This window comes from Moorena sp. SIOASIH (assembly GCF_010671925.1).
In the GTDB taxonomy this organism is placed as follows: domain Bacteria; phylum Cyanobacteriota; class Cyanobacteriia; order Cyanobacteriales; family Coleofasciculaceae; genus Moorena.
Genome location: NZ_JAAHIH010000006.1, coordinates 98,450 through 121,267, shown reverse-complemented (window position 1 = coordinate 121,267; position 22,818 = coordinate 98,450). Strand labels below are relative to the sequence as shown.

The window sequence follows — 22,818 nt, the reverse complement described above, 5'->3', positions numbered from 1 at the left end:
CCTGGGGATGCGTAGCTAGTCCCCAGCTCTAGAACCCGGTCGTTAAACAGGTGTAGTTGAGTTAAGCCAGTGCGATTGGGAAAGTACCGAGAAATAACTTTGACTAAGCTCACTTTACCCTAGCAATAGGAGAAAACACAGTTATGCGTGTATTTGTACTTAACAAAAATCGGCAACCTTTAGACCCCTGCAAACCGGCGAGAGCTAGAATTATACTCTCGAAAGGCAAAGGTAAAGTCTATCGTCGTTACCCATTTACCATAATTTTAACGGAGGAGATAGAAGAGCCAATAACCCACGGGTCACAACTCAAAATAGACCCTGGCTCGAAAACAAGTGGTTTAGCAATCATTCAAAATAACCGAGTAGTTTGGGGATGTGAAATTACCCACAGAGGCTTTCAAATTCGAGATGCCTTAACCTCTCGTAGGCAGTTAAGGCGTGCCCGACGCCATCGTAAAACTCGATATCGTCAGCCCAGATTTCTTAATAGAACTAGACCAAAAGGTTGGTTAGCTCCTAGCCTGATGTCTAGAGTTAAAAACATTTTAACTTGGGTTAAAAAGCTGACTCGATTATGTCCTGTTACGGGCATCTCTCAAGAGTTGGTCAGATTCGACACTCAGAAACTGCAAAATCCTGAAATATCTGGGATCGAGTATCAGCAGGGTACACTTTACGGTTACGAACTTCGGGAATATTTACTTGAAAAATGGAATGGTAAATGTGCTTATTGTGGGGCAACAGGTACTCAGTTAGAAATTGAGCATATCAAGCCCAAGTCTAAAGGCGGTTCTGATCGGGTTTCTAATTTAGCTATTGCGTGTCACCCATGTAATCAAGCTAAATCTAATCAAGATATTGAGCTTTTCTTGTCTGGGAAACCCAAGATATTGAAGCGGATTTTAGGTCAAGCGAAACGTCCTCTGGCTGATGCGGCTTCTGTTAATACAACTCGCTGGAGGTTGTACCACGAACTGAAATCAATCGGGTTGCCTGTTGAAGTTGGTAGCGGCGGATTGACTAAATTCAATCGATGCCGTCAAAGCCTTCCAAAAACTCATTGGTTAGACGCGGCAAATGTCGGAAAAGTTGAAACATTGATTGTCGAAGTAACCCATCCTTTGATAATTACGGCAAAAGGTCACGGAACTCGTCAGCTTTGTCGAACAAACAAGTTTGGATTCCCTGTCCGTCACTGTTCAAGAACCAAAATCCACAAAGGCTTTCAGACGGGTGATATTGTCCGCGCTGTGGTGACTAAAGGCAAGAAGATCGGTACCTACGTGGGACGAGTCGCAACTCGAAAATCAGGATCTTTCAATATCTTAACTAAATCAGGACTGGTACAAGGAATCAGTCACAAGTATTGTCAATGTATTCACAGGAAAGATGGTTATGCCTATACAAATTAAACCTTGTCCTCCCTTTCCTGAGTGCCTGTCACCTGGGGGAACCCCAGGTGTTTATATGGCACGTCTCACCGCTAAATTAAAGATTATAGCGGGAGACGACCGGGAGGCGGACATATGAGTAACTCGCAGGCGATTGCTGGGGTGACAATAATGCTAGAGTTCCTAATTAAGGAAGGAGCCCTCCAAGAATTAGGCAGTGGAACTCTAGAAATAGTCACAACAAAACCTCTAGATGAAGCCAGGAAAGAAGGGCAGGAAAAAAATCAGATTAACATCTTTCTTTACCAAACTAATCCTAATAGTGCCTGGCGCAATTTAGATATGCCGAATAAGGTCAAACCAGGAGAAACAGGTAAACCCCCGTTGGCATTAAATCTATATTATTTGATTACAGCTTACGGAAAAGATAACGAAGATACCGAAAGCCAAACTTTGCTGGGGGTAGCCATGCGGGTCTTGCACGACCATCCCTTAATCCGATCCTACGATATTGACAGGGCAATTGCCAAAAAACCGGGATTCATAGACCAGGGATTATTAGACGAATCAAAAAAAAAGCTGCTTGAGGATAGTAATCTGGCAAATCAGATCGAACGAATTAGCGTAACACCTAATAACCTATCCTTAGAAGAGATATCGAAGCTATGGGGGACATTTCAAACCCAATATCGCATTTCCGCTGCTTATAAAATCTCTGTGGTATTGATAGAAAGCCAGATTCCAGTCAAAACCCCACTGCCAGTATTGAGTCGCGGTGCTGACGACCGGGGTCCCGATTCTCAGACAGGTACGATACCGCCCTTACCTAGTCTCACAGCCATCAAACTACCGCAGAATGAAAGTTACTTTACAGTAGGGAAGGATTTGATTCTTGAGGGATATAACCTGGAAAACAGTGAGGAAGTCCACTTCGGACACCCCCATCTAGAAAATCCGATTGTACTGACAAACCTAAAAGACGTTTCGGCCACCCAGATCAGGGTAACCCTTGACGGGAGTATGCAGTGGCTAGCTGGATTTTACACTGTGACAGTACATGTCCAGGAGAGCGATCGCACTCGGATAACGAACTCCATGACTTTTCCCTTAGTCCCAGAGGTAACAGCAATTACTTACCCGGATCGAGGGAATCGGTTAACCTTAACCTGCAACCCAGCGGTGAAAGAAGGACAAGAGGTTGCTTTGTTACTCGGAGATCTAGCTATTCCTTACCAATTTCCAACACCACAAAGCCAAGACCCGATATTAGAAAAAAATCTGACGTTCAATGTCAGTAATGTCACTCCAGGAACCTATGTCGTGCGTTTGCGGGTAGATGGCGTAGATAGCATCCCCATCGACTTCACAAAACAGCCACCTGAGTTTAAAGAAGACCAGAAGGTAACGATACAGGAATCCTGAACTTAACAAGAAACAATAAAATCCTATAGGTAATGAATAATATAGAAGAATTCCAAAAAAACAACAATTATTACCTGAAAGCAGCCATGGCTTGGTTGGTACTCCTTTTGGAGCAGAAAGCTCAAAGAGAAGGGACAACTGCGGCTGAGCTAGCGGCAGCAGAAAAGACGATGATAGCAGCAGAGAGAGTCGAACCCGCGCCAGCCTTGGTAAGACTCAAACACCAACTGAAGTTATCTCAGTTTGAAGCAAACCTCTTGCTGCTGTGCGTCGCCATGGAATTGAACCAAAACATTCCGCAGTTATATGGTTTAATTCAGGGGAACAACCGCAACTATCCGACCTTTTACCTCGCCTTTATGATTTTCGAGGCTCCGGCTTGGGATATCGTTTCTCCTGAAAGACCCCTGCGCTATTGGCAACTGATTGAAATTCTTCAATCTGGGGTCGATCCCTCGATTACCAGTCCGCTACGTGCCGATGAAAAAATTATCAATTATATCAAGGGGTTAAATTACTTAGACGATCGCCTAGCCAAGCTGGTCTTGCCATGGAAAAGACCGGAAAACAGCAACACCCAACCGGAAAACAGTCTGCCACCTTCTCAGCAAAAAGCAGTACAAGGAATAATTAATCAACTCCAGCATAACACAGATGCTCCCCAGCCAAAGGCGATCCAACTGTTGGGAGCGGATACAGCTAGCAAGCAACTGGTAGCCTGGCAAGTTTGCCAGTGTTTGAGCCTGGAACTCTATCGCTTGCCGATCGCCCTACTACCAACAGATAGTCATGTCTTGGAAACCATAGCTCGCTTGTGGGAGCGGGAAAGCCGCCTGGAGCAGGTGGCACTTTATTTAGACGTGCTGTCTTGCGAAGACTATATCACTCAGGGGCAAATGGCAGCATTCTATCGTTTTTTGGCACGGGGGAATGGCTTCTTTTTTATCGACATCTACGACAAAACCTCAGCTTTAGAAGGGGAAAGCTTGAGCTGGGATATTACCAAACCGACATCGGGAGAACAAATACAAACCTGGGAGAAGGCTTTAGGAACTGTAAGTCGCGACTTAGTCATGCCCCTGGTAGGGCAATTTAACTTAAATATTGCCGAAATTGAGAAAGTTGTCCGCAAAGTGTTGTCCCCCGATCTCCAACCTGTAGAGTATACGGAACAGGTAAAGGTAGAGCAGGAGGTGGTTGCACCAACAGTCCCTGATTTAAATTTGATAGACTCGACGAGTGCTAATCTGGGACGCGATCGCTTCGAGTTAATCGGCATCCCTAATACGATAACAGAGAAAGTAACCGAAACACAGAAAGTAACCGAAGTCCAGGATATTGAACAGGTTTCGCCACCACCCCAGGAAGATAATTTCCTGTTCAAGCAACTGTGGGATGGTTGTCTAGAGATAACCTGTCCCAAATTAGAGACTCTCGCACAGCGCATAGATGTGAAAGCGGGTTGGCAGGATATTGTATTGCCAGAAGACGAGACGAATCTATTACATCAAATTGCCAACCAAGTGCAACAGCGAGGTAAAGTCTATCAAGAGTGGGGTTTTCACCAGCGGATGAATAGAGGCAAGGGAATAAGTGCTTTATTTGCTGGAGAAAGCGGTACGGGGAAAACAATGGCAGCAGAAGTAATTGCTAAGGATCTGAGATTACATCTGTATCGGATCGACTTGGCTACGGTGGTGAGTAAGTATATAGGAGAAACAGAGAAGAATTTGCGTCGTCTGTTCGATGCAGCGGAAGATGGCGGGGCAATTCTGTTTTTTGATGAAGCTGATGCCTTGTTTGGCAAGCGTTCGGAAGTTAAAGACGCCCACGACCGGTATGCCAATATCGAAATTAACTATTTACTACAGCGTCTGGAAGCTTATCGCGGTTTGGCCATTCTGGCAACCAATAAGAAAAATTCCATAGATGGAGCTTTCCTCCGGCGTTTACGATTTATTGTTAATTTTCCTTTTCCTGGGGTGGATCAACGTGCAAAAATATGGCAGAAATCCTTCCCGAAAGAAACCCCAAGAGAGATGCTGGACTGGGAGCGTTTAAGTCGCTTTAATTTTACAGGAGGGAATATACACAGTATAGCATTGAATGCGGCGTTTATGGCAGCGGAAGAAGGTAAATCGGTGACAATGGATGTTGTCATGCGAGCAGCGCGGATGGAGTTCAAAAAACTGGACAAGTTAATAAATGAGGCTGATTTTCGGGAGTTCTCAATCCTGGGTGACTTGAGATAAATTTTGTTAAAAATGAACGTAAATCTGAGAATCAATGAGATAGTAATAGGGGAAGGTCTTGACATACCGCGCAGTATGCGTCGGGTATTGCAAGCTGCTGTCGAAACTGAATTAACCCGCCTGTTGACAGAAAATGGATTGCCCCATAGTCTAGCACAAGATTATAGGATACCGGGTATGCAAGTTGATCTGGAATTAAAGGGGAAAACTAGTCCGGATCGTGTGGGCAAGATGGTGGCTCAATCCATTTACGAACAATTAACTAAATAATTGATTAAATAATATCCAGTTAGTTATAGATACAAAGGATAAAAAATGACTCGTCAATATGATGTTAGCAGAAGCAGCGAGTTTTCCCAGAAGAACTCCGATAACTGGATATTGCAACGGAGTGCAGTGCGTGAGCTACCAGCAAAAACTGTGACACCTCAAACAGAAACTGTACCGGGCGATCGCTCAGGCATTACAATGGACTTGATGGAGATACCCGTCCACAACCAAGATCCGCTAGTGGTGCAGCCAAAGCTGATGGCAGGTTCAGTGGGAAATCATAACTGGGTCTGTCAACTAAAAGAACACCAGCAGAACGTAGCGGATGTTGGAGACACCCCAGTGCAGGAGGTAGCTGAGGTTGAAGCGCCAAACAATACTGGCCTGCCCAATGGTCTCAAAGCTGGTCTAGAAAACCTTTCAGGCATGTTAATGGATGATGTACGGGTTCACTACAATTCATCAAAACCAGCCCAGTTGAATGCCTTGGCCTATACTCAGGGTACAGATATCCATGTCGGACCAGGACAGGAAAGGCATTTGCCCCATGAAGCCTGGCATGTAGTACAGCAGAAACAAGGGCGAGTGCAACCAACGATGCAGTTGCAGGGGATGGCAGTGAATGATAATTCAGCACTGGAACGGGAGGCAGATATCAGGGGAAAACAAGCAAGTTTATTGAATTTAAGCAAGGGACAAAAAAAAGCTCCAGAATTGGCTGAGGCAGAATCTAATATTACACAAACAAAGCAGCCCCTCGTCCAAACAATTCCCCATAAGGGCAAAGATGAACGAGTCAAGCACAAATCAACAGGAAATGCAGGGAAGTTACCAGGACAGACCGACCCAACAATTCAAAGAACTAAGATTGATTCGAGAAAGCGAGGTTCGACTGCTGTAATTTCCGGACCACCCAATAAAAAAGGGAAGTTGGCATTTAACGACCAACGAGCGATCAAGACAACAATGGATTTTGGACCGCTAGATAAATATGAAGGTGGAACCTCAGCCCATGGCGTGGTCGATCCCAAAGACAACCTGAAAGGATCTAGTCCATCGGTAGCCCCTAAATGGTGGCCGAAGCCAGGTACGGAACCCTATTGGACAAAGCATATAGTACGAGGACATCTGCTTAATGAAAAAGTTGGAGGTCCCGGAAATGATTTGCGGAATTTAACCCCATTGGGTAAAACGGCTAATCACGACCATGAAAAACAAATCGAGAAACACCTGAAAAATGATGTCAAAGCAAATGAGTATGTTGAATACCAAGTAAATGTGAGCTCGAAAAAAGCAGCAAAGAGTGATTTTCCCAATATGCCAGCAAACTTGCAGAAGGCGCATTTACCCGCTTTCGCTGACCATATCGAAGTGACAATGGCAAACTTCCATCCAACTCAAAATAAACATATCAACAAAATCGGACCAATTAAAATCAAAAATAAAGAGTAGGAAATCACAGAATTGAAAAATCCATTGTCCGAGTGCGATCGCGAACAAGCAACAAAGAACTATTTGTGATAGACCGTGCCCTCGCTACTATTAGTATTTATTAGGAAGAACAGAGAAAAGGAAAATAAAAAAAATGACTCGTCAATATGTACGCGAAAGCAACAAGTCACCCCAGAAGAATGCGGACAATTGGATACTGCAACGGAGTGCGGTGCGTGAGCTACCAGTAAAAACTTTGACACCCCAAACAGAAACTGCAGCGGGCGATCGCTCAGGTATTCAACTGGACTTGATGGAGATACCTGTCAGCAATCATACTGCTATGCCAGTCCAAGCTAAGTTAAAGATTGGGCCAGCTGGTGATAAGTACGAACAGGAAGCTGATCGAGTAGCTAAGCAAGTGGTGCAACAGCTTCATGGCTCACAGTCTGGGAAACTCCAACCAAGGCAAACCCTTCAAAGACTTCGAAACCGAGAAGTAGACGAGGAACTGCAAAGGAAACCAACACTTCAGCTTAAGGGTGATCGGGAAGGGATGACCGCAACCCCAGAACTGGAATCTTCGATCGCGCGATCGCGATGTAGTGGACAACCACTTTCCGAGGGGATTCGAGAACCAATGGAAAAGGCATTTGGTGGTGTAGATTTTAGTGGAGTTAAGGTTCACACTGATGGGCACTCGGATAAGTTGAATCAATCGATGCAAGCGAAGGCGTTTACAACGGGGCAGGATGTTTTCTTTCGGCAGGGAGCCTACGATCCGGGGAGTCAGGGGGGACAGGAGTTGTTGGCTCATGAGTTGACCCATGTGGTGCAGCAGCAGGGGTATGGGTTGAATAATAAGAACATTTCCCGTGAAAAGCAGGATTTAGCAGACCGAGTGAAAGCCTACCCAGAGGGCATTGGGATTCAATTAATGCCAAAAAAGAAAGGAGACGGGAAAAAGTCAGGAAAAGGAAGCGGAGCGGAAGGGGGAGAAAAGCAACAGGGACGCGGTATAACACCAATGGGTAAAAACAAAAAAGCAAGGGAGGATCTGGAGTTACTGATCGGTAAATTAGATCGAGGATCTATATTCGATGCCGGACCAAAAAGCCTAGTTGGCGGGTTTAAAGGAAAGCAGGTAAAGGGATTGAATTTCCCTAGTGCAAGAATAGACATTCAGTCCAAAGGTAACGTCCAGTTTCAGATCGACAAGGACAGTGTGGCAGGGGTTACATTTGAGGAGGGAGTAACAGAGGATCAGGTACTCGCCGAATTGGTAGAATCTTTAAAACAAGAAAAAATGATACATTTACCAGCTCAGGAAGGGCATCCCCGACAGGATCGAAATGATAAAGGGGGCGGTAGACGACAGCCGCCCCCTGGTGGTGCCGGAGCGGCGATAAGAGCGCACTGAGTGCGATCGCTGATCTTTTAGGGTGGGCAAATGGACAAGATAACTTCAATTGGTCAAACATTCATAATTTACCAACCCTACTCCTGCCTCATCCCCAAAAATATTGCGCAATATTTTTATCACCAGGGCGATCGCACTCACCATCCCAGTAACTATTCCTCTGTCATAGGGCGATCGCGAACAACCAACAAAGAACTATTTATGATAGACCGTGCGATCGCTAATATTATTTATTAGGCAGAACAGAGAAAAGGAAAATCGAAAAAATGACTCGTCAATATGATGTTCGTAGAAGCAACGAGTCCCCCCAGAAGGACGCCGACAACTGGATACTGCAAAGGACTGCAGTGCGATCGCTACCAGTAAAAACTCTAACACCTCAAACAGAATCCCCAGCCGGTGATCGCTCAGGCATGAAACTGGACTTGATCCAAATACCCGTCAGCAATCACACTGCCATGCCAGTGCAAGCTAAGCTAGAAATTAGACCTGCTGGTGATAAGTACGAACAGGAAGCCGATCGGGTAGCTAAGCAAGTGGTGCAAAAGCTTCATAAGTCACAGTCAGCTCAACTCCAACAGCAGTCAACCCTGATTCGACAGGAAAACCCAGAAGTAGAAGAGGAACTGCAAAGGAAACCAAGGCTTCAGCTTAAGGGCGATCAGGGAGGAATGACCACAACCCCAGAACTGGAATCTTCGATCACGCGATCGCGAGGTAGTGGACAACCACTTTCCCAGGGGATTCGAGAACCAATGGAAAAAGCATTTGGTGGTGTAGATTTTAGTGGAGTGAAGGTTCACACTGATGGGCACTCGGATCGGTTAAATCAATCGATGCAGGCAAAGGCTTTCACAACGGGGCAGGATGTTTTCTTTCGGCAGGGAGCCTATGATCCAGGGAGTCAGGTAGGAAAAGAGTTGTTGGCCCATGAATTGACCCATGTGGTGCAGCAGAATGCTGGGACAGTGCAGCGACAAATAGTACAGTGCAATGGGGATGACGATCGCAAAAAGAAAAAAGATCGACTTGACCCCTCAAAGTTTCGCAGTCAGTACACTCGTGACGCCATTAGCGATAGAGCCGAAGCCCGAGAGCAGGGTATTACTGTAGATGAACTTCGTGCCCAAAAGGAAGAGCTTCGCACTCAAGAGCAAGAAGAGCGTCTGAGTGGATTTCGGGCATCCCTTACTGGGCTCTATCCAGAGGAATTCGATCAGCTGGGAGAACAGTTAAATACTGTGGGAGCAGGTTTAAAACAAGACTGCGATAAAATGCTCCAAATTCTTGAGGAAGAGAAAAAGCTTCATGAGATTATAACTCAAATTGCCACCATAGAGGTTGAAACTATTGATCAAAGTCCTGAGGGAATAGCAGGAAAACAGCTAGGGGAACATATTAGAGAACTTAATCGAAATGCATCTTTCTACCGAGAGCAAGAGCATAAGTCCAATAAAAAGAAGGGGTTCAAGAAACTATACGAATCAGGGGAAAGTAAGACTAAACGCAAAAGTGAGAAAGCCAGTAACGCTCAAAAGGCTGAAGAGTATGAGAAACAACGTCAGTTTATAGTAGACAACAAAATCCGCTTAGGAGTAATCATCCCCCTCAAAAACGTTAGAACGAATCAAGATGTAGCAAATATCAGACCAGAGACAATTACCAAGATGACAGAATATGTTAATGAACAAATCAAGACAGCGAGTTCGGAGTTTGATGTAAGCCACCTACAGGAACTTGCAGGTTATCTAGAGCAAGAACCGAAAATGCGCATTTTATTGGCACGTATATTCAAAGAGGGTGTCCAATCATTGTATACTAATCGTCAAAAAATTCAAGAGACAATAGAAAAGCTCGAAAAAGGAATAAAAGAGTTAAAACCAGGAAAATTTGAAAGCTTTCTAGATACAATAGGTGTAAGTGAGACAACGGAAAAGGAACTGGTTATTGCTCAGGGGCAACAGCAGCTGACAAAGGCCGTCGAAGAACTTGAATATCTAAACAGTTTGATAGAGTTGGTCGAAGCACCTCGCAATAAAGAGCGTGTAGAACGAAACGAACGTATGTATCAAGGGTGGTTGAGGAGGCAATAGAGGGAGCAGGCAAGAGGCAAGAGGCAATAGTGAAACAAAACTGTGTACCTCATAACTGCAAAAAACGCTATATTTATGGTATCTTAGATAAGTTGATGCACTTTAGGCTTTTTGCGCTTAGCCTTGTGCATAAGATTTATTAGAAGTAGATACCAATAGAATGGCTGGAAACAGAATCAGGGTTGCTAAAGATAAGGCGGCTTTGGTGAAAGACCTAACCGCTTCCGATGGAAAAACCGGACCGTTTCAGACTTATGCTGATGTGATGGTGTTTGCAGCAGCTTTAGGAGTAAAGCGTAAAAAGCGATCGCCCCTGAAGGTAATTTCTAAACGAGAACCTGGTCCGATTGGATTGGAAATTTTTGTCTCAAGGGGATATGAGGTAGTAATTAAATTAATTGCGATCGCAGAGATTAAGGATACTCAAATTCTCTCTTCTATCGATAAAGAGTCTGAGGAAAAACGCATCTATATTTTTGAGGAGTATGCCAATGGAGGACTTGATATTTTGCGCAATGAGTTGCGAGGAGCAGTAGACTATTCAGAGCGACTTTTGTTAATTTTAAATAATGATAGGTATAAGAAGAAAGAGTATAAAGAAAATGAGCAACAGGAGTTTGATTTGAGTCGATTTTTGTGACAGCTAGCTCCTACACTTGCCAGATAGGAAAGTGTAGGAGCTGTCACTAATTCCGTTACAACTGAGGTGGTAATCCTACCTCCTTCAGTTTCACAAATTTACCATCAAAGCTGATCCCTTGATCTTTGCTAACACTCCTGGCATTAGCCACAGCTATGCGCAGTTGAGCACGTTCCATACGTTCTGTAACACCACCCAAAAGATATAACATCACTTTGGAGGCTAACTCTCGTCCAGAAACTAGCACTCGCTTTCGATTTGGGTCATACAAAATGCCGTACCAAGGGGATTGTGGGTGATCTATCTGACTAAAGCCACCCGAACCATCGTATTTTTGAAGTTTCTCGAAGATGGCTTTGAGGGAGAAATCCTTGTTAAATACTAGAATACCCAAAGCTTGAGCCAGGGCAATTTGTCCTACTGGACGGAATAGCATATTTCCTTCTCCTCCACCCCTTTCATGGTTAAACCGACGCAGTTGAGGTGTTTCTTTTCCATGTTCGAGTTTTTGATAGCTGGGTAAACTAGCCAAATAGTCGAAAAGCTCCGTCAATGTCTTAGTTCCCATCTCTAGCTCTTCATCTTCAGGACGCATGGGAATTAGACCTTTCTCACAGGGTTTCCAGTGAGGAAATTGGTAGCCCAAATACAGCTCAGATATATGTTTGAGAGCTTGTAACGTAGTCAATACTGTTGACTTAGCTGAAACCGTAGCGCTATCCCAATTAACCCGAGGATTACGATTTTCCATCTCCCTCAGCAGAGGATGACTCATGGCAATTTTTCTAGCAACGATTGAGAAGCCATCGTCTTCGTTTAGCAACGCTAGTTGTCCTTTGCTCAACCTTACTGCCATCAGGTTGACGTGAGCAAAGATCGATCGGATGCGTCGCCGTGCTTCTTCACGGGTTTCTCCCTGAACGACAGCAGGAATGAACTCAATACCAATTTTTTCTGTGGCTAGACTTTGCAGATAACCTAGGTCGATGTGATACTCCTCAATCAAGTCATCCACTGTAATTAGGGAGCCGATTGGCTTTTTCCCTTTGCTATATTTCTGGAGCGTACCGATTTTAATCAATTCCATCAAAGCCTGGATTCCCATCAGTCGATGTTGACCATCTAAGGCAAAAATTGAAACATGGTCTGAAACATCAAGCAGTCCGACTGTGCGATCTTTATCTAAACTGGTGAACTCAGCTGCCGACTGCCGAGCGCGTTGATTGTTGTCCCACTGAGCAGCTTGGGCATTATCTACCCACCCAGAGCTAAGCACTACTAGGACTGGGGGAAACTTGTGAGTTTTGCGGGCTGCTAGATATTGAGCCAGAGCAGCTTGACGTGACCAATCAAGGGGACGCTGCTGAAGCGCTTCGATGGTATCGGCATCCCTGACGATATTGTTAGTCTGTTGATCAAACTTTTGTTGAAATAGCGGCAGTTGGGAGGCGTAGCGGACGCGAATCGCTAACCATTCCAGAGTGACTGAGCCAATAAATGCCTCTGTAGTGCCCATGTGAGTTTTTTGCACCAAGATTTGGTCGTTTCTAGCCAGATGCCTATCGAGCAATAATGCCAGCGCCTGTCGATCTCGGTTTTCTTGTTCAAGAATTTGCTTAGCGAGGTCATTAGGATGATTTTCAGTTTTGATCACCATAGTTTTAAACCAATAATGCTGCGTTGTAGAAGCTATCAGCTATCAGCTTTCAGCTTTCAGCTTTCAGCTTTCAGCTATTAGATATCAGCTATTAGATATCAGCTATCAGCTTTCAGCTTTCAGCTATTAGATATCAGCTATTAGATATCAGCTATTAGATATCAGCTATTAGATATCAGCTATTAGATATCAGCTTATGTGCTACGCACACGCTACTTGAGGTGCTATCAGCTTTCAGCTTATGTGCTACGCACACGCTACTTGAGGTGCTTTCAGCTATCAGCTAATGCGCTACCTCCCAGCTTCGTTCGCACAGCGTGGCCAAAGGCCAAAGGCTGTGCCACGGTACTTGAGGTGCTTATGGGCTACTTGAGGTGCTACTGTTCGCGCAGTACCTCAAGTAGCGCAATCGGTGCTTTTGAATAAAATATAGCGTTTCTAGGATTTATGAGGTACGTTTTTCAACCTCAAAGTCCCCCTTATCAAGGGGGACCAACGGGGGATCCCTTTGTACCTCATGGCATAGAGAATTGCTATAAACTGTTCACCCAGCGTGAGCCTTAGGCTGACCGCTGACCGCTGACCCCTGACCCCTGACCCCTGACCGCTGACCCCTGACCGCTGACCGCTGACCGCTGACCGCTGACCGCTGACCGCTGACCGCTGACCGCTGACCGCTGAATGCTTACGATAAATATTTTTAAGACTAGCACAAGTTTTTAACCATCAAATTAGCTTATTTCCCTATACTCGGGCTTCGATAGAGTAAAACTATCTATCATACCAATTTAGGAAGAAAAACGTTAGATCCACTGTCAAGAAATTTTATTCAAAACTTGGGATAAGCTCAAAAAAAGGACCAATCTGCCAAGCCTTGTCTTAGCAGAGAGTCAGCACCCCGCTCTTGCCTAGAGGGGGTTTCCCTACTGCCGTGAAGTCAGATGAATCAGGTAAAACTCTCAGAAAATAAGCCAAAAAATCGTACTGTGGCTGAGCTGGTGGAGGAGATCACTGCTCTGACCACCGAAATTCAACAGTTGTACTGCTTAGATGCAATTCCCTGGGTGATAGGGTATAGTGGTGGCAAGGATAGCACCGCAACTCTACAGCTGGTATGGAATGCGATCGCAGCTCTGCCACCAGAACAGCGAACTAAGACTATCTATGTCATCACTACAGACACCTTAGTAGAGAATCCCATTGTTTCAGCTTGGGTTCGCAATTCTCTAAAACAGATTAAGTTGGCGGCTGAAGCTCAAGGATTGCCCTTTGAACCCCATCTCTTACAACCAGAGGTTAAAGAAACCTACTGGGTCAGTTTAATTGGCAAAGGTTACCCAGCCCCACGGGGGAAATTTCGCTGGTGTACTGAACGTTTGAAAATTAAACCCTCTAACCGTTTTATTCGGAATGTTATCCGATCTAGTGGAGAGGCTATTGTTGTTTTAGGCACTCGCAAAGCTGAAAGCCAACAACGGGCAAGACGGATGAAAAAAATGGAAGCTAAGCGAGTACGTGCTCGTCTAAGTCCTAATATCAATTTACCAAACTCGTTGGTTTATAGCCCCATTGAAGATTGGCAAAATGATGAGGTTTGGCTCTATCTCATGCAATGGCAAAACCCCTGGGAATACAGCAATAAAGAGTTATTTGCTATGTATCGAGGGGCTAGTGCTGATAATGAATGTCCATTAGTTGTAGATACGTCTACTCCTAGTTGTGGTAGCTCTCGTTTTGGTTGCTGGGTTTGTACACTAGTCAGTCAGGATAAATCCCTGACAGCGATGATTGATAATGACGAAGAAAAGGAATGGCTGGAACCTTTACTGGATTTGCGCAAGGAGTTGGAGCCTGGAGAAAACCGTGAGCGACGAGATTTTAGACGTAGCAATGGTAATGTCCAACTGTATGAACGGAATTTAGATGGACAAATCTCTGTTGAGCCAATTCCTGGTCCTTATACCAAAGAAGCACGGGAGTATTGGCTGAGAAAATTGCTTACTGTTGAAACTGAAATTCGTCAGAATTGTCCAGAAAATATGCGGGACATTACGTTGATTAGTCGAGAGGAACTTAGTGAGATTCGTCGCATCTGGCTAGAAGAAAAACACGAATTTGATGACAGTTTGCCCCGTATTTATCAAGAAGTTACTGGCGAAGCCTTCAAAGACATCCGTCCTGGCGCTGAAAACCGTCTGCTTGGTGGTGATGAGTGGCAGGTCTTAGAAGAAATCTGTGACAATGATGCTATGCATCTCGAACTAATGGCAAAACTGCTAGACACAGAACGCCAGTATGTGACTAGGTCTCGTCGTATTGGTATCTATGAGGCTTTGGAGCGGTGCTTTGACACTAGTTCTCGGTCTAAAGAAGATGCGATCGCTAATGCTCACTTGAAACGAGATTTAAAAACAGCTGCTGATGAAGGGGATGTTGACACTGTCAAGCAGCTGGCTTGGGCAAATTTAAAATTTCCAGTCCAAAATTCGTAATCATTCAAACTAGAGTAACTTATGATCAAGGCTTTGGATAGCTCTAATCAGATATTAAATTTCTGGTTTGGTAAGCCGGACGAACCCGAATATGGCAAATCCCGCAAAGTCTGGTTTACTAAGAACCCAGATTTTGACCAAGAAATGCGGACGCGTTTCCTCGACATCTATCAACAGGCGGCGGCTGATGAGTTAGATAACTGGCAAACATCACCCTATAGCTGCCTAGCGCTAATTATCTTACTTGATCAGTTTCCTCGCAATATGTTTCGGGGTCAACCCCAAGCTTTTGCTACTGATTCCAAAGCATTGTCTACTGCCCAGTATGCTGTTGATCGAGGTTTTGACAAAGAACTGTTACCAGTGCAGCGCTGGTTTATCTACTTACCGTTTGAGCATAGCGAAAATCTCGAACATCAGCGCTACTGTGTTGAATTATTCTCGACTCTTAAGGATGATCCTGATAGTGCCAGTACCATTAATTATGCCTATCGTCATCTAGAAGTGATTGAACGTTTTGGTCGCTTTCCCCATCGTAACAAAATCCTTGGTCGGGTTAATACTCCAGAAGAGGAGGAATTTATAAAGCTGCCCGGTTCATCATTTTAGCGTTAATTATTTACAGTTAATCGTTGAGATTTAACGGTAAACGATTAACAGGCACTATAGCGTTTCTCATAGTTATGAGCTACACATATTTTTTTCTCTTTTCCCTGTTCCCGATTCCCGATTCCCGATTCCCGATTCCCGATTCCCTGTTCCCTGTTCCCTGTTCCCTGTTCCCTATAAAATTCATACTTGATAAATCCTGTGATTTTCCTTGAACTTGTCCTAGAAAACTTTGGCCCCTATCTGGGGCGTCAGGTGATCAATCTCTGTCCAAAAAGGGATGATAACTCTCGACCTATTATTCTAGTCGGTGGTATGAATGGTGGTGGCAAAACCACTATGATGGATGCTATTCGTCTGGCTTTATATGGACACCGCGCTCAATGTTCCACCCGTGGCAATTTGAGTTATAGCGACTTTCTAACTCAGTCAGTCAATCGCAATGCTTTACCCATTGACAACACCCGAGTGGAATTAGTTTTTGAACATATCGAGAACGACCAGCCCATGGAGTATCGGATTGTACGCACTTGGACAAAAAAACCGAAAGATGGTAAGGATAACTTAGGCATTTTAGAGGGAGACTGGCTGGATTCTGCCCTAACCAATACTTGGGACGAGTACATTGAAAATCTGTTGCCCTTAGGAATATCAAACCTATTTCTTTTTGATGGGGAACAGGTTAAAGAACTAGCAGAAGTGGAAGCACCACCCCCGGTTGTTGTGGAAGCGATTCGATCATTACTTGGTCTAGAACTTGCTGACCGCTTAGCCATTGACCTTGATATTTTAGTGACGCGCAAACGCAAATCTATGGCGAATCAACAGCAACTGGCTAATTTAGAAGATATCGAAAAAAAGCTCTCCTCTGAACAATCAGACTATGAACTAGCTAAACAAGAGTTAGCGAGTATTCAAGAGCAGCTAGAACAAACCAGGGAAAAACAGCAACAAGCTTTTGATAAATTTGTCTGTGATGGTGGTAAAATAGCAGCCCAACGGAACCAACTAGAGAGTCAACTCAATCACTACAATACTAAAGCTGAACAAATTCGTGAACAAATGAGGGAATTAGCAGCTGGTATTTTGCCTCTATCGTTAATTGAACCCCTACTCACCCAAGCCCAAGCTCAAGCAGAAAAAGAATCGCGGGCATCACAGGCTAAACTAGCTAGAGATATTTTACAACAGCGTGATCAACGTCTGGTAGATTTATTGACTGCCCTGAAGTTACCTGCTAAAAAATTTGATAAAATTAAAGGGTTCTTGGCAAAAGAAAATCAACAAATAGAGCAAGAGGCTGGAGATGGTCAAGACGCTTGGTTAGAAGCTGAGGAAGAAATGTTTCATTCCCTAACTAATCTCCTGACTTACTACCAACCAACTCAAAAGCAATTAGCTGAGGAGCAATTAGTTAACCGCCAAAATCTGGAAGCAGATATTAATGCAACTAAAAGACAACTAGCAACAGCTGCTCCTCCGGAATCCTATCAAGAACTCGAAGATGCACTAAAACAGGCACAAACGGAATTGGCTCAAGCTCAAGCAGCTTACGAAATCGCCAAACGCCGCTGTGATAAATTAGGATATGCGATCGCACAAACTAAAAAAGACTTAGCCAGGTATGGTGAAGAAACCATTGACCGCAAAAATGATCAGCATATGCTGGCCGCATCTGCTAAAGTCCAACAGAGCCTTAAGGTTTTCCGGGAACAGTTAACTCTGAGAAAACTGAATAAATTAGAACATGAGGTAACCGAATGCTTTCTCTATCTCCTCCATAAATCTGACCTAGTCCATCGAGTTGCCATCGACACCAACAGCTTCAGCCTATCCCTGTACGACCTACAAGGAAAACTTGTACCGAAACATCGTCTATCCGCTGGGGAAAAGCAATTATTAGCGATCGCATTATTGTGGGGACTCGCCCGTGTTTCTGGACGTAATCTACCGGTAGCCATTGATACCCCCCTCGGACGATTGGACTCCTCCCATCGCAGCAACCTAGTGGAACGCTACTTCCCCGCCGCCTCCCATCAGGTGATTCTGCTGTCTACAGATACGGAAATTGGTAAGGTCGAAGTGAAACAATTACGAGAAGCTGATGCGATCGCACAACAGTATATGCTAAATTATGACCCAAATAAACATCGGACAACCGTGGAATCGGGTTACTTTTACTCACAACAGGTCACTGCATGACCATAAATGTTGTTGACTGCCCATGTAATTTGTCTTGGAGTGCTTCTGAGACAGGGTCTAACGTAATCCTGTATTCTCCTTCTTGCTCCAAGGTAATGCTAGGGCCTCCTTGATATAGCTGGCGCTCACTAGGATGCGCAGTAGGAGACCAACCCACCGCCTCCCTCAGACTACTGGGATCGTTACAAGAATCCAAATCCTCTGGTATAGGATCACAAGGGTAATAGAAAACTGGACTTTGCAAATCGACCATAAACTGTTGTTGGCTACCATCTGGTAGGTAGAGAGTCATTCTCAACGGAATCGGGTCTAAGATCTTGACAGGCTCGCTAACAGCTTTAAAAGCGAATTGGACAGTTTCCCCAGCAGTAATTGGTTGGTCTTTATCTAGTATTGCCCGGATGGTTAGAGGTTTTGACAGTAACTGTGCTTCTTCTACTAACTCTTTTGTATCATTATAGCCGCAAGCAGTAATCAATAACGGGCTAATCAATAGGGCAATGGCGAAGACAGTTTTACGAATGTACATGCTTGTTAATTTTATCGCTATTTGCTATCAAAGACGCCAATTTGCCCTAAAAAGTTCTACTGAAGGCTGAGTACTTATACAGGGTAAGCGCAAGAATCAATAAGCTGTGGCTTATTGAGAAAAAACCTAGGTTATTCTCAACAATTTAACTCTATTGCGAGTACAGTTATACGAGATTATAGGGGTTTCAAACCACGATCAACCGATATCCAACCAATGCACATTATGATCCATTTTTTCTTGCGCTTACCCTGAGTACTTATAGCTAAATCATGATCTGAATATTTCTATGGTTATACATCAATTCAAGTTGCCAAACTATCAAGACTTTGGGCAAATACTAAAGTAATTTTCCAGAAAACGTAAACCTGATTTCATTAATATATACATGCAACCCCCAATAAACCAGATCACACTTTCCCAAACTGCCAAAGACCAACTCATTAAACTCAAACGTCAGACCAAAATCCCTCAGTGGAATGTCCTTTGCCGCTGGGCAATCTGCCGTTCCCTCGCCGAACCGACAATGCCCTCCCCGGTTCCCATACCTGCCGATAGTAACCTTGAACTCACTTGGAGCGTGATGGCAGGAGATATGGCTGATCTGCTCCTGATTGCTCTCAAACAACGCTGCTATAACGATGGCTTAAGTTTGGAGCCAGAAACCCTAGCGAATCAGTTTCGCCTACACCTTCATCGAGGTATTGGTTACTTAGCAGGGGATACAACTATTAAAAAAATTGAGGATTTGATTGCTCTAGCTGTTATCAAGGATGAAGTTTGAAGTATGAAGTCTTACTCAGAACTCAGGAGTTAGCACTATAGTGTTCACTGCGGTGCGTTCGGGAAGCGGCTCTTTCAGAGCATCGCTTTTTCTGATGCTGCAAGGCACGAGAAGTCCGCAATCGATAGATCAGCTTTACACTCAACCAATAACTAACCACAGCACAGACCAACCCAACCGCAAAACAACCAACAAATAGGGTTAGAACAATGTCTGACCCCAATTCTCTAAATTCCTGCCAAGATTGGAAACTCACATTAGCCAATTCATCCTGATTCAGTAGCCATTCTCCGACGTGAAAGTTGAATGCAAAAATCGGTACATAAGTCAAGGGATTACTAATCCAAGTTCCAGCAGTAGCAGCTATTTTGTTCCCTCGCAAGAGTACCGCCAGCAAAATCCCTATAATTAACTGGAGACCAAACAGGGGAAAGAACCCAGCAAACACACCACATGCTAAACCTCGTGCGATCGCTTCTGGTTTTCCTTGCATACGAACCAAGCGCCAATATATGTATTTTAGGCGTCGTCTAAAAGTTCCCCTCGGTCTGATCGACTTTCGTTTACCTAGGTCAAGGGGTTTGGTGGCTGAGGGTAAAGGCTGTGGGTAACTTGACAGGAATTTTCTAGACATTTTGGCAAATCAATCACCAACCCTCTAGCAACTGGGGCAGATTATTCTGGGGCAGATTATTAGTCAGCAGCTAATCTTTACTGTAGCGGAAAATTAGCTTCAAGGGCGAAAGCCAAAGGCCAAAGGGGGAAATAAAGCTGCAAAAATCTCAATAAATTCTATGCAAGCTTGTTCCCTTGTACCTTGTGCCTTTTACCTTGTGCCTTTTACCTGACTGCCATGGCTACGAGGATCATCTTGACTAGTTATTGTAATTGACAGGGAATCGTCAATATCCGAAACCGTACCACTAGCTTGGCTATAAGGTAATGGTACATGGGTTACTATTGCATCTAAGTTAGCTTCGAGTACTTGACGGGGTTGTTCTCCAATAGTTTGGGCGATCACTGTGCTGGCTTCATCAAAAAATACAAAATGAGGAATACCATCTACTCGATACTTGACCAGTTCTGGTAACCACTTGCTGTTATCCACATTCAGCATGACAAAATTGACTTTGGTTTTATACTGCTGTTTCAGTTGACCCAAATCCTTTGCCATGGCTTGACAGCTGGTACACCAGTTGGCATAAAACTCCATCAAGGTTGGCTTGCCATTGCTCAGAGCAATCTCTAGAGGGGTAGATGCTTCAGCTTGGGCTTCCAAGGAACCGAGACTAGTCTCAGTTTTTAATCCCAAGAATAGGGCAACACCCAGTGCGATCGCTACTAGGGCAATTAAAAAGTTTCTGATCCGGTTGCCACTAGTGGGTACTGAAGGGGAGGATGATGGTGTAGTTGAGTCTGGTGAATTAATAGCCATCTTGCTACAACTTTCTTGGTACAACTTTATAATTGTTTACATTTTACAACAAGAGCACTTAGTTCATGTAGGGTGGGCAGTGCACCAGACAGATAATGAAGCTTACAAACCGCGTTGGTAGGCACTGCCCACCCTACGATTAATCACAATGGTGCAAGATCTCAGTTAAAACCCGGTTTCTCGTTATAAATCAGGCAATAGCAGGGTTTGGGGCGTAAGTCCTGAGTAAGTTAGAAGTAGATTATATTAAAACCTTTTTTGTTGACGGTTGACGGCTGACTGTTAACTGTTATAGCAGTCGCCAGGGCAGTTAGGACATGAAAAAAGTCTCAAACCTAAGTAAGCGCAAGAGTTTGACTTCTGACTTCTGACTTCTGACTTCTGACTTCTGCTATAACTGTCAACGAGTGGGAATGTTAGGTTGATTTTGACTGGCCTACTGATAAATTTTCACAAATCACGATGAAAAAACGGGTAACCCTGACCTTTCCCCGACGGGCGATTCAGATGCCGGTGACTTACCGACTGGCAAAAGATTTCAATGTGGCTGCCAATATCATCCGCGCCCAAGTCGCTCCCAATCAAATCGGCAAACTTGTGCTAGAGTTATCTGGCGACATTGATGAATTGGATGCTGCGATTGAGTGGATGCGGACGCAAAACATTAATGTTTCCCTCCTCAGTCGCGAGATTTTGATTGATGAGGATAGTTGTGTCGATTGTGGCTTATGTACTGGGGTTTGTCCAACTCAAGCCCTAACTCTTGAGCCAGAGACATTCAGACTGAAGTTTAAGCGATCGCGTTGCATTGTCTGTGAGCAGTGTATCCCAACTTGCCCTGTTCAGGCCATTTCTACAAATTTTTAATCTTTCAGACGCCTTAAGGTATTGCCCAACAACCCTGTCTTCAGGCACACTTTCAGATAAAATCAACTAAATATCAACCCCAAGAGGAGCCCTTATGATACCAATTATTGTAGCTATAGTTACAGCAGCCGTTGTTGGGGCAATCGTATTTTTTGTACTGCAAAAGAAACTGGATTTTCTATCCGAACAAACCGACAGAAAATTAGAAGTTTTTCAAAATAAGTATGAGGCTAGGATACAACAAAGTTCTCAAGCTCTGCAAGAAAGTTATCGAGAGCAGTTAAATCATAAAATTGCCGAAGTCAAACAGCAGGTAGAGTCTAGCCCTGCTGCTCCTGCCCAATCTTTACAGGAAAATTATCAGGCTCAGTTAACCCAAACCACTAATGACCTGAAGCAACAATTTGATGCTAGTCTTCTCGAAAGTGTCCAATCCTCGGAAGCAAGATATCAAGAACAATTGACACAAGCTACCCATGAGTTAAAGGAAGAACTTGAGTCTAATTTTCGCCAAGAGCTCCAATCTTTGGAAGCCAAATACCAGGCTGATTTAGAATTAGCCCATCAAAAAATTGCTGAATTAGAACAAGCTCATAAATCTCAAATACCAGACGAGGGGAATAACCTAGATCAAACCGAGGAAAGTTCAGCGCAAACTTGTAATGAATTAGTCGAATTATTAGAAGAGGCAGAAACAAATCAAGACGAGCCTCAACCAGTGGTCAAGGACGAAATGTTGCCTGAGCCCAGTCAGCCAGAGCAACCAGTGCTGACAGAAACCCCAAGTATTACTACTCAGCCCAGTCAAAGTGATCTCGACTTAGGTGAAACCATAACTGCTTTGGGAAATTATGGTCAAGCCAGCGATATTCCCCAGTTAAGTAAATACATCAATCATCCTGAAAGCCTCATTCGTGGCTCAATTGCATCAGCCTTGGGGAAAATTGCTGCTGCTCAAGGACTCAGAGCCGAAATTCAACAGGCCATACCGCTGATCGGCAAATTGATTCAAGATCCCCAACCATCCGTGCGACAGTCTGCTGTTGAAGCCCTGAGTAATATTAAATCTGAAAAAGTTATACCCTTGCTTGAAAGGGCATTAAGGGATCCAGATAGTAATGTGGTTAAATCCGCCAGTGCTGGGATTAGTCAGTTTAAGAGTTATCGGCGAACTCCTAAGCCCAAACCTGCTAAGAAGACTGTAAAGCCCTCTAAGCCTTAACGAGAGCTCTAATCGAAAAGCATAGCCCAAAACCCTAGGGATGTGGGGATTGATCACCCTTTCTCGGGAGTCAACCCCCATGATTGAGTCCAACTCTCA

At 44.3% G+C, this 22,818-nt stretch carries 21 protein-coding genes; 16 read left to right on the top strand and 5 right to left on the bottom strand.

What is annotated here, in order from left to right:
• Positions 1-143 precede the first annotated feature (143 nt).
• The 9 genes from iscB to F6J90_RS32645 all read left to right on the top strand — a co-directional run bounded on the left by iscB (position 144) and on the right by F6J90_RS32645 (position 10,922).
• Positions 144-1,415 carry an RNA-guided endonuclease IscB gene (gene iscB, locus F6J90_RS32685; protein WP_293103604.1) on the top strand — a complete coding sequence of 424 codons (1,272 nt, stop codon included), beginning with the start codon at positions 144-146 and terminating at the stop codon, positions 1,413-1,415.
• Positions 1,416-1,529: 114 nt separating this feature from the next.
• Complete coding sequence (locus tag F6J90_RS32680) at positions 1,530-2,816, top strand: DUF4255 domain-containing protein (protein WP_293103601.1); 1,287 nt, start codon at positions 1,530-1,532, stop codon at positions 2,814-2,816.
• Positions 2,817-2,848: 32 nt separating this feature from the next.
• Positions 2,849-5,068: an ATP-binding protein gene (locus F6J90_RS32675; RefSeq protein WP_293103598.1), complete on the top strand. Its 2,220-nt coding sequence runs from the start codon at positions 2,849-2,851 to the stop codon at positions 5,066-5,068.
• 12 nt (positions 5,069-5,080) lie between these two features.
• Positions 5,081-5,338 carry a hypothetical protein gene (locus F6J90_RS32670; RefSeq protein ID WP_293103595.1) on the top strand — a complete coding sequence of 86 codons (258 nt, stop codon included), beginning with the start codon at positions 5,081-5,083 and terminating at the stop codon, positions 5,336-5,338.
• A 45-nt stretch (positions 5,339-5,383) separates the two neighbouring features.
• On the top strand, positions 5,384-6,790 hold the full coding sequence (locus tag F6J90_RS32665) for a DUF4157 domain-containing protein (RefSeq protein WP_293103593.1): 1,407 nt from the start codon (positions 5,384-5,386) through the stop codon (positions 6,788-6,790).
• A gap of 133 nt (positions 6,791-6,923) precedes the next feature.
• The gene (locus F6J90_RS32660; RefSeq protein ID WP_293103590.1) at positions 6,924-8,189 is read left to right on the top strand and encodes a DUF4157 domain-containing protein; all 1,266 of its coding nucleotides are present in this window, start codon (positions 6,924-6,926) and stop codon (positions 8,187-8,189) included.
• A 30-nt stretch (positions 8,190-8,219) separates the two neighbouring features.
• On the top strand, positions 8,220-8,426 hold the full coding sequence (locus F6J90_RS32655) for a hypothetical protein (protein ID WP_293103588.1): 207 nt from the start codon (positions 8,220-8,222) through the stop codon (positions 8,424-8,426).
• 29 nt (positions 8,427-8,455) lie between these two features.
• The gene (locus F6J90_RS32650) at positions 8,456-10,282 is read left to right on the top strand and encodes a DUF4157 domain-containing protein (protein WP_293103585.1); all 1,827 of its coding nucleotides are present in this window, start codon (positions 8,456-8,458) and stop codon (positions 10,280-10,282) included.
• Between the two features lie 160 nt (positions 10,283-10,442).
• Complete coding sequence (locus F6J90_RS32645) at positions 10,443-10,922, top strand: DNA phosphorothioation-associated protein 4 (RefSeq protein WP_293103582.1); 480 nt, start codon at positions 10,443-10,445, stop codon at positions 10,920-10,922.
• A 55-nt stretch (positions 10,923-10,977) separates the two neighbouring features.
• Here the strand turns inward: F6J90_RS32645 and F6J90_RS32640 are convergent, their stop codons facing one another.
• On the bottom strand, positions 10,978-12,579 hold the full coding sequence (locus tag F6J90_RS32640) for a DGQHR domain-containing protein (protein WP_293103580.1): 1,602 nt from the start codon (positions 12,577-12,579) through the stop codon (positions 10,978-10,980).
• A gap of 560 nt (positions 12,580-13,139) precedes the next feature.
• Positions 13,140-13,292: a hypothetical protein gene (locus F6J90_RS32635; protein WP_293103577.1), complete on the bottom strand. Its 153-nt coding sequence runs from the start codon at positions 13,290-13,292 to the stop codon at positions 13,140-13,142.
• A 228-nt stretch (positions 13,293-13,520) separates the two neighbouring features.
• Between F6J90_RS32635 and dndC the strand changes: the two genes are divergently transcribed.
• The 4 genes from dndC to dndD all read left to right on the top strand — a co-directional run bounded on the left by dndC (position 13,521) and on the right by dndD (position 17,882).
• A complete protein-coding gene (dndC, locus tag F6J90_RS32630) occupies positions 13,521-15,071 on the top strand; it encodes a DNA phosphorothioation system sulfurtransferase DndC (protein WP_293103575.1) in 1,551 nt (516 codons plus the stop codon).
• Positions 15,072-15,092: 21 nt separating this feature from the next.
• Positions 15,093-15,680: a DUF924 family protein gene (locus tag F6J90_RS32625; RefSeq protein ID WP_293103572.1), complete on the top strand. Its 588-nt coding sequence runs from the start codon at positions 15,093-15,095 to the stop codon at positions 15,678-15,680.
• Positions 15,681-15,754: 74 nt separating this feature from the next.
• Entirely contained in the window at positions 15,755-15,895 is a 141-nt protein-coding gene (locus F6J90_RS32620; RefSeq protein WP_293103569.1) for a hypothetical protein, read from the top strand.
• Positions 15,882-17,882: a DNA sulfur modification protein DndD gene (dndD, locus tag F6J90_RS32615; protein WP_293103566.1), complete on the top strand. Its 2,001-nt coding sequence runs from the start codon at positions 15,882-15,884 to the stop codon at positions 17,880-17,882. Before F6J90_RS32620 ends, dndD begins: the two co-directional genes overlap by 14 nt.
• Here dndD and F6J90_RS32610 read toward each other — a convergent pair.
• Entirely contained in the window at positions 17,872-18,411 is a 540-nt protein-coding gene (locus F6J90_RS32610; protein ID WP_293103563.1) for a hypothetical protein, read from the bottom strand. The two genes, dndD and F6J90_RS32610, sit on opposite strands and share 11 nt — an antisense overlap.
• A 388-nt stretch (positions 18,412-18,799) precedes the next feature.
• Here F6J90_RS32610 and dndE point away from each other — a divergent pair, with 388 nt between their 5' ends.
• Positions 18,800-19,195: a DNA sulfur modification protein DndE gene (gene dndE, locus F6J90_RS32605; RefSeq protein ID WP_293103560.1), complete on the top strand. Its 396-nt coding sequence runs from the start codon at positions 18,800-18,802 to the stop codon at positions 19,193-19,195.
• 22 nt (positions 19,196-19,217) lie between these two features.
• On the opposite strand, the gene F6J90_RS32600 is transcribed toward dndE, so the two are convergent.
• A complete protein-coding gene (locus tag F6J90_RS32600) occupies positions 19,218-19,829 on the bottom strand; it encodes a DUF2062 domain-containing protein (protein ID WP_293103557.1) in 612 nt (203 codons plus the stop codon).
• A gap of 192 nt (positions 19,830-20,021) precedes the next feature.
• Positions 20,022-20,630 (bottom strand): thioredoxin family protein, encoded by a 609-nt coding sequence (locus tag F6J90_RS32595; protein ID WP_293103555.1) that lies wholly within the window; start codon positions 20,628-20,630, stop codon positions 20,022-20,024.
• Between the two features lie 462 nt (positions 20,631-21,092).
• Between F6J90_RS32595 and F6J90_RS32590 the strand changes: the two genes are divergently transcribed.
• Positions 21,093-21,497, top strand: a complete 405-nt coding sequence (locus tag F6J90_RS32590; protein ID WP_071104697.1) for an NIL domain-containing protein — start codon at positions 21,093-21,095, stop codon at positions 21,495-21,497.
• A gap of 94 nt (positions 21,498-21,591) precedes the next feature.
• Positions 21,592-22,719, top strand: a complete 1,128-nt coding sequence (locus tag F6J90_RS32585) for a HEAT repeat domain-containing protein (RefSeq protein ID WP_293103553.1) — start codon at positions 21,592-21,594, stop codon at positions 22,717-22,719.
• Positions 22,720-22,818 lie beyond the last annotated feature (99 nt).

Excerpts from the sequence above, each read along its gene's own strand:
- iscB (WP_293103604.1), top strand. The coding sequence starts at position 144 with ATGCGTGTATTTGTACTTAACAAAAATCGGCAACCTTTAGACCCCTGC.
- F6J90_RS32680 (WP_293103601.1), top strand. The coding sequence starts at position 1,530 with ATGAGTAACTCGCAGGCGATTGCTGGGGTGACAATAATGCTAGAGTTC.
- F6J90_RS32675 (WP_293103598.1), top strand. The coding sequence starts at position 2,849 with ATGAATAATATAGAAGAATTCCAAAAAAACAACAATTATTACCTGAAA.
- F6J90_RS32670 (WP_293103595.1), top strand. The coding sequence starts at position 5,081 with ATGAACGTAAATCTGAGAATCAATGAGATAGTAATAGGGGAAGGTCTT.
- F6J90_RS32665 (WP_293103593.1), top strand. The coding sequence starts at position 5,384 with ATGACTCGTCAATATGATGTTAGCAGAAGCAGCGAGTTTTCCCAGAAG.
- F6J90_RS32660 (WP_293103590.1), top strand. The coding sequence starts at position 6,924 with ATGACTCGTCAATATGTACGCGAAAGCAACAAGTCACCCCAGAAGAAT.
- F6J90_RS32655 (WP_293103588.1), top strand. The coding sequence starts at position 8,220 with ATGGACAAGATAACTTCAATTGGTCAAACATTCATAATTTACCAACCC.
- F6J90_RS32650 (WP_293103585.1), top strand. The coding sequence starts at position 8,456 with ATGACTCGTCAATATGATGTTCGTAGAAGCAACGAGTCCCCCCAGAAG.
- F6J90_RS32645 (WP_293103582.1), top strand. The coding sequence starts at position 10,443 with ATGGCTGGAAACAGAATCAGGGTTGCTAAAGATAAGGCGGCTTTGGTG.
- F6J90_RS32640 (WP_293103580.1), bottom strand. The coding sequence starts at position 12,579 with ATGGTGATCAAAACTGAAAATCATCCTAATGACCTCGCTAAGCAAATT.
- dndC (WP_293103575.1), top strand. The coding sequence starts at position 13,521 with ATGAATCAGGTAAAACTCTCAGAAAATAAGCCAAAAAATCGTACTGTG.
- F6J90_RS32625 (WP_293103572.1), top strand. The coding sequence starts at position 15,093 with ATGATCAAGGCTTTGGATAGCTCTAATCAGATATTAAATTTCTGGTTT.
- F6J90_RS32620 (WP_293103569.1), top strand. The coding sequence starts at position 15,755 with ATGAGCTACACATATTTTTTTCTCTTTTCCCTGTTCCCGATTCCCGAT.
- F6J90_RS32610 (WP_293103563.1), bottom strand. The coding sequence starts at position 18,411 with ATGTACATTCGTAAAACTGTCTTCGCCATTGCCCTATTGATTAGCCCG.
- dndE (WP_293103560.1), top strand. The coding sequence starts at position 18,800 with ATGCAACCCCCAATAAACCAGATCACACTTTCCCAAACTGCCAAAGAC.
- F6J90_RS32600 (WP_293103557.1), bottom strand. The coding sequence starts at position 19,829 with ATGTCTAGAAAATTCCTGTCAAGTTACCCACAGCCTTTACCCTCAGCC.
- F6J90_RS32595 (WP_293103555.1), bottom strand. The coding sequence starts at position 20,630 with ATGGCTATTAATTCACCAGACTCAACTACACCATCATCCTCCCCTTCA.
- F6J90_RS32590 (WP_071104697.1), top strand. The coding sequence starts at position 21,093 with ATGAAAAAACGGGTAACCCTGACCTTTCCCCGACGGGCGATTCAGATG.
- F6J90_RS32585 (WP_293103553.1), top strand. The coding sequence starts at position 21,592 with ATGATACCAATTATTGTAGCTATAGTTACAGCAGCCGTTGTTGGGGCA.